Raw genomic sequence first — 9,343 nt, 5'->3', positions numbered from 1 at the left:
ATCTCCAATATTATTGATGCTGTAGGTCTAAGTCCAAATACAGACTTAGAGTATGCCTTAATAAAACGTTATTTATCTCCAAGTGGTGAGCTAAAAGTTATCTCGTTTTCACTTTCTGAGGTAATTGAACACCCCGGCTCAGATAAAGACCTTCCGTTAATGGAGCAGGATGAACTGATTTTATTTGAATTGTTTGGTTCAAATCGAAATCAAACAATTGAAGGCTTAATTAATGAACTCCGTGTTCATGCTGATGTTTTACAAGCTTCACAAGAAGTGACGGTGGGTGGTAATGTTCGTTACCCTGGCACTTATCCTCTAGTAGAAAATATGCAAGTAGAAGGTTTGATTCGTGCGGCGGGCGGGTTAAGTGAAAAAGCATTTCAGTTGCGGGCAGAGTTGAGTCGGACCGAATTTGACAAGCAACAAGAACGAAAGCAATATCGTGTAGATTTAAACCTGTCTCAAAAGGATTCATTAAATTTCACGCTTAAGTCTCGAGATGTACTGCAAATTAAAACTATTCCAGATTGGGCAGAGTCGAAACAGGTGACTTTAAGTGGTGAAGTTAAGTTTCCTGGTGTATACCCTATTTATAAAAATGATACATTGGCCGCACTATTGGGACGTGCAGGAGGCTTAACGGAGCATGCTTACGCACCTGGAGCCTTGTTTACTCGTGTAGACCTTAAAAAACAACAAGCCCAGCAACTTAAACAAATGCAAGACCGCTTAGCTGAAGATATTGCCAAAGCAGAGTTGTTAGCAGCAAACCAGAATAGTGACGTTAAAGGTTCGGCTGATGTGGCCGAAGCGCAAAAATTACTATCGCAACTAAAAAGTACCGCCGCTATCGGCCGATTAGTTATCGACTTGCAAAAAATATTGGACGAGAAATCAACTCACTCTATATCTCTGCAAGCGGGAGATGCTTTAGTTGTTCCAACTATAAAGAACTCAGTTACGATTATAGGAGAAGTGCAGTTACCCATCTCCCAAGTATTCGAAACAGAGCTAGGCTACTGGGACTACATTAATCGTAGTGGAGGTACGACTGATAAAGCTGATGAAGACCGTATTTATATTATCAAAGCAAATGGTGCAGTTAAAATGCCTGAAAGTTCAAGCTGGTTTGCTAGTAAAGGTACCCAAATAGCTCCAGGTGACACTGTTGTTGTACCGTTGGATGCGGATAGACTTGACCAGATTGTTCTTTGGCGTGATATGAGCCAAATTCTTTATCAGATTGCTCTGGGTGCTGCTGCTGTGAGTAGTTTGTAATTATTGTTGAAGTATATGACGTTGTAATAAATGAATAGCTTGGGTCTTGCATGAACAGCAAATTACGAAACAGGCTCCGTTCGAAATATAAAAATCAAAAGCCTTGTTTAATCTGGCATACAGGTTTGACTAGATAAGGTAAATCAATGGTAGCTAATGATGCTTAGGCAGAGTGCCTTTTTGGTAATGGCTATCATGAATACTTATTAGGCGGCGATAATGTACGTCATGGTTTATATAAAGAACTTGGTTTCTCTGGCGCTAATCGAGTGGAAAATATACGCCGGGTTGGCAGGTTTCAAACTTGTATGTTGATGCTTGCTTGCCTTGACTGCATTTCTTTCTCTTTCCACGATTGTAAGCTTTCAAAAACTAATAGCGTGTTGAGTATCTCCTAGGAGTGTATAAGTGTTGCATGGATATATAATATTACAGTCATTTATGACCTAAAATTATTTACTTAAAATATTAAACTTTATTTATAATATTAATGAATACTATGAGCTGAAACGTGTCAAAAACTCAAATACCACAATTGCAAACCTCTGTTCAATCTCAAACTCATTCTCAAGATGACGCAATAGACTTGCGAGAACTTGCCAATGCAATCTGGAAAGGAAAACTTTTAATTTTGGGTGTCACGCTTGTCTTTGTTCTGGGCTCGGTTTTCTACGCACTCCTTATTCCTAATGAATACAAATCAACAGCAATTCTATCACCAGCTTCTACTTCAAGTTCGTCTTCATTGTCAAACCTAGCAGGGCGATTTGGAGGCTTAGCATCTCTGGCAGGAGTTAATTTAGGTGGAGCAAGTGGTGGTAATAAAACCACTATAGCGATTGCGCTAATTAAAACGTGGGGTTTTCTAGAAACATTCATCAAAAATAATCAACTTGAAGTGGAGGTTTTTGCTACCAAAGGTTGGAGTAAAACTAATAATAAGTTACTTATAGATAAAACACTTTATGATGAAGAAAATACTAAATGGGTACTAGGCGGAGGGGGGGAGGCAGGTGTATTAGGTCCAACAAGCTGGGAATTATTTGGGCATATTAAAGATAGAATCAACATTAGTCAGAATTTGAATACAGGGCTTATAACTTTAAGTGTTGAACACTACTCTCCATTTGTTGCAAAAAAATGGGTTGATCTGCTAATAATAGCAATTAACCAGCATATGCAATTACAGGATAGGGTTGAAGCACTGAATAGCATTGAATACCTTAAAGAACAAATCAATAAAACTAATATCTCTGAGATGAGAACTATTTTCTATCAGCTTATTGAGGAACAAACTAAAACATTGATGCTGGCTGAAATAAGTAGTGAATATGTTTTCAAAACCTTGAGCCCTTCTAAAATCGCCGAACAAAAATCTAAACCGAAACGAGCCTTGATCGTTGTTTTGGGACTTATATTTGGTCTGGTATTTTCGATGGTGGTTGTATTGGTTAGATTTTTTATAAAATAAATCTAACCAATAATTTTTAAAAATACTGATAATTTATTTGGAGGAATAATGAATTCAATTTTGTCTCTTATTGGTCGAGATCAAGCGCTTTTTTCGAATGACATTGATTTCCTTAGCAAGCAATTAGTTCATCTAATTAGTACGTCTCGCTTTTTGGTGTTAGGTGCTGCTGGTTCAATTGGTCAAGCTGTTACAAAAGAAATATTTAAACGCAAACCAAAGGCTTTGCATATTGTGGATATTAGCGAAAACAACATGGTGGAGCTAGTTCGTGATATTAGAAGCTCATTTGGTTATATAGAAGGAGACTTTCAAACCTTTGCTTTAGACATAGGTTCTGTTGAATATGATGCTTTTATTAAAGCAGACGGGCAATATGATTATGTTCTTAATTTATCGGCGCTGAAGCATGTCCGTAGTGAAAAAGACCCCTTTACGCTTATGAGAATGATAGATGTTAATATTTTTAATACAGATAAAACCATTCAGCAATCGATAGATAATAATGTAAAAAAATACTTCTGTGTTTCGACTGACAAAGCTGCAAATCCAGTAAATATGATGGGGGCCTCAAAGCGTATAATGGAAATGTTTTTAATGAAGCGGAGTAAAGAAATTGCTATTTCTACAGCACGCTTTGCAAATGTTGCATTTTCTGATGGGTCATTGCTACATGGTTTTAATCAACGCATTCAAAAAAACCAGCCTATAGTAGCCCCAAACGATATTAAACGATATTTCGTGACACCTCAGGAGTCGGGAGAGCTTTGTTTATTGTCTTGTATCTTTGGTGAAAACCGAGATGTTTTTTTCCCTAAATTGAGTGAAGCTCTACATCTGATTTCTTTTGCTGATATTGCAGTAAAGTATCTTAAGGGGCAAGGTTATGAACCTTATTTATGTAAAGATGAAGATGAGGCTCGAGAGTTGGTGAAAACTTTACCTGCTCAAGGGCAGTGGCCGTGTTTGTTTACTTCTAGTGACACTACTGGAGAAAAAGATTTTGAAGAATTCTTTACAGAAAATGAAGTGTTGGATTTGAATCGTTTTGAAAATCTAGGTGTAATTAAAAATGAAGCCTTGTATGAGCAAAACTTGTTAACCGTGTTTGAAGATGATATTGGTAAAATGAAACAAGAAAAATCTTGGTCGAAAGAGCAGATAGTCACATTGTTTTTTAAGATGATTCCGGATTTTGGCCATAAAGAGACCGGAAAGTATCTTGATAGTAAAATGTAAAGGCTAAGTGGGAGATTATGAATAAAAAGATAGTAGAATTTGTTCGTGATATTTATCAGACAAAGGAGTTTATTCCTCTTCATGCTCCAACTTTTGTTGGTAATGAACTTGATTATGTTTCGCAGACGATTAACAGCACCTTTGTGTCTAGTGTTGGGAAGTTTGTTGATGATTTTGAACATAAAATTGAAAAATATACTGAAACATCCAAAGCCGTCGCAACTGTAAATGGTACTGCGGCACTTCATACTGCTTTGTATATGGCAGGAGTTGAACGTGGTGACTTGGTTATTACTCAGGCATTGACGTTCGTAGCAACCTGTAATGCACTATATCACATGGGGGCTGAACCCATTTTTGTCGATGTATCTAAAATCAGTCTAGGTCTTTGCCCTAAAGCTACAGAAGAGTACTTGGCTGAACATGCGGAATTGCGTGAAGACGGTTGTTACCATAAAGGTACTAACCAACGTATTCGTGCAGTTGTACCAATGCATACCTTTGGTCACCCGGTAGAATTGGATGAGTTGCTTGATGTTTGTATGAAATGGCAGCTTATGTTGGTAGAAGATGCTGCGGAAAGCTTAGGTTCTTTTTATAAAGGGAAGCATACAGGTACTTTAGGTGAGTTTGGGGCTGTAAGTTTTAATGGCAATAAAATTATTACTACGGGTGGTGGTGGTATGGTGCTTTGTCGTAATGAGCGGGATGGTAAGCATGCTAAACATGTTACTACAACAGCAAAAATATCACACCCATATGAGTTTTTTCACGATGAAGCTGGTTTCAATTATAGACTGCCTAACTTAAATGCAGCATTGGGTTGTGCCCAAATGGAAATGTTACCAAGCTTTCTAAAGCAAAAGAGAGCATTAGCTCAACAGTATCGGGAGTTTTTTCAAGGTTCAGAATTTACATTTGTTTCACAGCCTCAATACGCACAGTCCAACTATTGGTTAAATTCAGTCATTTGCCCGGATAGTGAGACACGTGAGGTGTTGATAAAAGAAACCAATACTCAGAACGTAATGACTAGGCCTGTATGGAAGCTAATGCATCGTTTGCCTATGTTTGAAAAAGCGCCACGTGGAGACTTGAGCGTATCAAAGTGGCTGGAAACTAATCTGGTTAATCTACCTAGTTCACCGGTCGATTTGTCTAAATGAGCATTATCATGTGGCAAAATTTATGAACAATAAAATCGCAGTTTTTACTGGCGCACGAGCTGAGTACGGCCTGCTATATTGGCTTTTAAAGGATATACAAAATGATCCTGAGCTAGTGTTGCAGTTACTTGTTTCTGGTATGCATCTGTCACCAGAGTTTGGCTGCACCTTTACTGAAATTGAAAAAGATGGTTTCTTCATTGATGAGAAAATTGAAATCTTGCTCTCATCGGATTCTACCGTTGGAACAGCCAAAAGTATTGGGTTGGGTGTACTAGGCTTTGCTGATGCGCTGTCCCGTTTGTCACCTGATGTGCTGGTCATTTTGGGGGATCGCTTTGAAGCTTTGGCTGCTGCACAAACCGCAATGATCTTGCGCATACCCGTAATTCATCTGCATGGTGGGGAAATCACCGAAGGTGCGTATGATGATGCCATTCGTCATGCCATTACCAAGCTTAGTTATTTGCATGCTACATCAACGGAAGAATACCGCCAGCGTGTGATTCAATTGGGTGAATCGCCAGAGCGAGTTAGAAATGTGGGAGCGATTGGTTTAGATCACTTTAAACGTGGTAGCTTTATGTCGCTGTCTGAACTGTCACTATCTCTCGATTTTAAGCTGAATTCTCCTTTTTTCGTGGTTACTTATCATCCCGTTACATTGGCAGATGAAGTGCCAGAAACCAGTTTTCAAGAATTGTTGATTGCACTTGATGCCTTCCCAGAATATCAAGTTATTCTGACTTTTCCCAATGCAGATGATGGAGGGCGGCGTATTATTCCTATGCTTAATAATTATGCCGCCAAACAACCTAAACGAGTTCTTTCTATTTCATCATTAGGTCAAATACGTTACTTAAGTGCGGTTAAGTATGCTGCTGCAGTGATTGGTAACTCATCAAGTGGTATTATTGAGGCTCCTGCGTTTGATGTGCCTACAGTTAATATAGGTATGCGACAAAAAGGACGCCTGTCAGCAAAAAGTGTACTGGATTGTGAGCCAAATCATGTTGATATTCAAAAAACTGTGAAGGTAGCGATTGATCGAAGTTACAAGCAGCTTGATGAAATAATACAAAATCCATATGGTCAAGGGGACACAAGCCAGCAGGTTATCGATATGATCAAGTCAATGAAGTTTACGCCAAATAAAGTCTTTTATAATTTAAACCACAGTAATGATTTTAAGGTAGGTGAGTAATATGACAGTGATTATAGCCGAAGCGGGCGTGAACCATAACGGAGATGTTAAACTCGCTTTAGAGCTTGTAGATGCTGCTTACCAGGCAGGTGCAGATATCGTTAAATTCCAAACTTTTAAAGCAAAAAAATTAGTAACTACTAATGCTGCTCAGGCTGATTATCAAGTAACTAACACACAAAGAAAAGAGTCACAATTAGCAATGCTTAGCCGATTAGAACTAAGTTTTGAGGCGCACTATCAGTTGGTAGCGCATTGCGAAAAACTGGGTATAGAGTTTCTTTCGACGGCATTTGATTTTGAAAGCTTAGAGTTCCTAGTTAATGACTTAGGGCTTACTCGTCTTAAAATTCCATCAGGTGATATAACAAATGCTCCTTTAGTCCTAGACCACGCAAGAACTGGTTGTGATCTGATTGTATCAACCGGAATGGCAACCTTGTCTGAAGTCGAAGCTGTGTTGGGTGTTATAGCATTTGGCTATATTTCAGATAAAGAAATTCACCCAAGTATTGCGTTATTTGAACAGGCTTATGCTTCGGAGGAGGGGCAGAGAGCCTTACGAGAGAAAGTAACATTATTACACTGCACTACAGAATACCCCGCGCCAATGAATGAAATTAATCTCAAAGCGATGGATACATTGTCCAGTGCTTTTAATTTGCCAGCAGGTTATTCAGATCATAGTGAAGGTATCACTGTTCCTATTGCGGCAGTGGCGCGAGGAGCCATTATGATTGAAAAACATTTCACGCTAGATCAAAGCATGGAAGGTCCTGATCATAAAGCTTCATTGGAACCTGATGAGTTGAAAAAAATGGTCGAGTCTATTCGTTGTGTAGAAAGTGCATTGGGTGATGGTATAAAAGTACCAAAGCCTTCAGAAATAAAGAATAAAGATGTCGCTCGTAAAAGCTTGGTAGCAATGACTCCTATAATGGCTGGAGATGTTTTTAATATAGATAATCTAACCATGAAAAGACCAGGAGTAGGTATAAGTCCTTTTCACTATTGGGAGACGTTAGGGGCTAAAGCAGTTCAGAATTTTAGTGAAGGAGATATAATAATTGTCTAAGCCAGTTTTGGTTATTGGGGGGGGCGGACACGCTTCTGTTTTAGTCGAGATGCTAAAACAGTTAAAGTATCCTATTGCTGCAATTATCAGCCCAGAAATTGATGAGACACGAAAAGTACTGCAAGGAATTAAACATCAGCTTAAAGATGATGCAGTTTTATCTTACGACTGCAAGGAGGTTGTGCTGATAAATGGAATTGGATCTCTACCTGGCAATTCTCTGCTGAGGATTGATGTTTTTAAACGCTTTAAGAAATTGGGATATACTTTTCTGACTTTAGTATCACCTCATGCAATTGTTAGCCAATATGCAGAATTGGGTGAAGGGGTTCAAGTAATGCCCAGTGCTGTGATACAACCAGGAACTATAGTAGGTGCAAATAGCATAATAAATACAGCTGTATCAATCGAGCATGACTGTACAATTGGTATGCACAATCATATTGCGCCTGGTGCAGTGATCTGTGGTGAAGTTGTCACTGCTGAAAAAGTGCACATAGGCCCCGGGGCGGTTGTAATTCAGTCAGTAAAAATTGCTGAGAACTCTGTTGTAGGTGCAGGTGCTTACTTAACAAAAAATATTGAAGAAAATAATATAGTTTATCCTTGTAAAGTTATTATTAAAAAGTTTAATGGAAAATTTACATGAGTCAACGTTGGCAAAATATATTAATCCAGCAAGAGAGTACAATTCGAAATGCTATGCAAATTATTGATAGAGAAGCATTAAGGGTTGGGCTTGTTGTTAATAGCGAGAAAAAGTTATTGGGTGTGATTACAGATGGTGATGTGAGGCGAGGAATATTACTAGGCTTGTCACTGGAAGCGCCTGTTACTGAAGTAATGAATAGCAAGCCTAAGGTGGCATCCGCTTCTAGTTCGAAAGATGATTTGCTCAAATTAATGGAGAGATTAGACATACTTTCAATTCCACTTCTAGATGAAGATGGGGGTGTCGTTGGTTTGCAAACCCTGCGCGAAAGTTTAATGCCAGTAGCTTATGATAATCCCGTATTCATAATGGCAGGAGGGTTTGGCACCCGTTTACGTCCGCTTACTGATGATTGCCCAAAACCTATGTTAAAAGTAGGTGATAAGCCTATGTTAGAAACTCTGATTTTAAATTTTAAAAAAGCGGGTTTCCATAATTTTTATATATCAACACACTATTTACCCTCAGTGATACATGATTATTTTTCAGATGGCAGTAAGTACGGTGTGACAATAACTTATGTTCATGAAGAAAAGCCTCTAGGTACCGGTGGGGCGCTAGGTTTATTACCTGATGACTTACCAGATTTGCCAATTATTTTAATGAATGGTGACGTATTAACATCTATTGACTTTACAAAAATGTTGGAGTTCCATAATGAATATGACCCTGCCGCTACTATGTGCGTGCGTGAGTACGAATACCAAGTACCATATGGTGTCATTGAGGGGGATGGGCATAAAATCATAAGTATGGTCGAAAAACCTACTCAGCGATTTCATATTAATGCAGGTATCTATGTGGTTAGTCAACAAATGCTAAAGAGTGTAAGTGAAAATGAAGAAATAGATATGCCTACTCTTCTGGAGCGTTATATTGCGCTAGGAAGAGACGTGTTAAAATTTCCTGTGCATGAGTATTGGTTAGATGTTGGGCGTATGGATGATTTCAATCGGGCGCAAATAGATTTCCAAGCACTAGGTTTTTAGAATGATAAATAATAAAAGAGTTTTGGCAATTATCCCCGCTCGTGGGGGGAGTAAAGGTCTCCCTAGAAAAAATATCAAAATGTTAAATGGTAAACCACTTATTGGTTGGACTATTGAGCAAGGGTTGAGTACTACTGAAATTGATACAGTTGTTGTGTCAACTGATTCTGAAGAGATAGCTGAAATTTCAAGGTCTCTAGGGGCTG

The 9,343-nt window shown here is 38.6% G+C and carries 8 protein-coding genes and 2 pseudogenes; all 10 read left to right on the top strand.

Going from position 1 to position 9,343, the window contains the following annotated elements; genetic code table 11:
• Nucleotides 1–1,281: SLBB domain-containing protein (locus QZ488_RS20000; protein ID WP_293752062.1), on the top strand; the 1,281-nt coding region annotated here is incomplete at its 5' end.
• Between the two features lie 185 nt (nucleotides 1,282–1,466).
• Nucleotides 1,467–1,679: pseudogene (locus QZ488_RS19995) on the top strand (adenylyl-sulfate kinase); the annotation flags it as partial.
• A gap of 113 nt (nucleotides 1,680–1,792) precedes the next feature.
• Nucleotides 1,793–2,752 (top strand): Wzz/FepE/Etk N-terminal domain-containing protein, encoded by a 960-nt coding sequence (locus QZ488_RS19990; RefSeq protein WP_293752060.1) that lies wholly within the window; start codon nucleotides 1,793–1,795, stop codon nucleotides 2,750–2,752.
• A 48-nt stretch (nucleotides 2,753–2,800) separates the two neighbouring features.
• Nucleotides 2,801–3,991 carry a UDP-N-acetylglucosamine 4,6-dehydratase gene (locus tag QZ488_RS19985; protein ID WP_293752058.1) on the top strand — a complete coding sequence of 397 codons (1,191 nt, stop codon included), beginning with the start codon at nucleotides 2,801–2,803 and terminating at the stop codon, nucleotides 3,989–3,991.
• Nucleotides 3,992–4,008: 17 nt separating this feature from the next.
• Nucleotides 4,009–5,157 (top strand): LegC family aminotransferase, encoded by a 1,149-nt coding sequence (locus tag QZ488_RS19980; RefSeq protein ID WP_293752056.1) that lies wholly within the window; start codon nucleotides 4,009–4,011, stop codon nucleotides 5,155–5,157.
• A gap of 22 nt (nucleotides 5,158–5,179) precedes the next feature.
• Complete coding sequence (gene neuC, locus QZ488_RS19975) at nucleotides 5,180–6,361, top strand: UDP-N-acetylglucosamine 2-epimerase (protein WP_293752054.1); 1,182 nt, start codon at nucleotides 5,180–5,182, stop codon at nucleotides 6,359–6,361.
• A gap of 1 nt (nucleotide 6,362) precedes the next feature.
• Nucleotides 6,363–7,436 carry an N-acetylneuraminate synthase gene (neuB, locus tag QZ488_RS19970; protein ID WP_293752052.1) on the top strand — a complete coding sequence of 358 codons (1,074 nt, stop codon included), beginning with the start codon at nucleotides 6,363–6,365 and terminating at the stop codon, nucleotides 7,434–7,436.
• Nucleotides 7,429–8,085 carry an acetyltransferase gene (locus QZ488_RS19965; RefSeq protein ID WP_293752050.1) on the top strand — a complete coding sequence of 219 codons (657 nt, stop codon included), beginning with the start codon at nucleotides 7,429–7,431 and terminating at the stop codon, nucleotides 8,083–8,085. Before neuB ends, QZ488_RS19965 begins: the two co-directional genes overlap by 8 nt.
• A complete protein-coding gene (locus tag QZ488_RS19960; RefSeq protein WP_293752048.1) occupies nucleotides 8,082–9,137 on the top strand; it encodes a nucleotidyltransferase family protein in 1,056 nt (351 codons plus the stop codon). Before QZ488_RS19965 ends, QZ488_RS19960 begins: the two co-directional genes overlap by 4 nt.
• 1 nt (nucleotide 9,138) lies before the next feature.
• Nucleotides 9,139–9,343 (top strand): annotated as a pseudogene (locus QZ488_RS19955) (acylneuraminate cytidylyltransferase family protein); the annotation flags it as partial.

Source organism: uncultured Paraglaciecola sp. (assembly GCF_913020055.1).
Taxonomy (GTDB): Bacteria; Pseudomonadota; Gammaproteobacteria; order Enterobacterales; family Alteromonadaceae; genus Paraglaciecola.
Note: the sequence above shows the minus strand (reverse complement) of the source record. Positions and strands in the feature narration are given on the sequence as shown.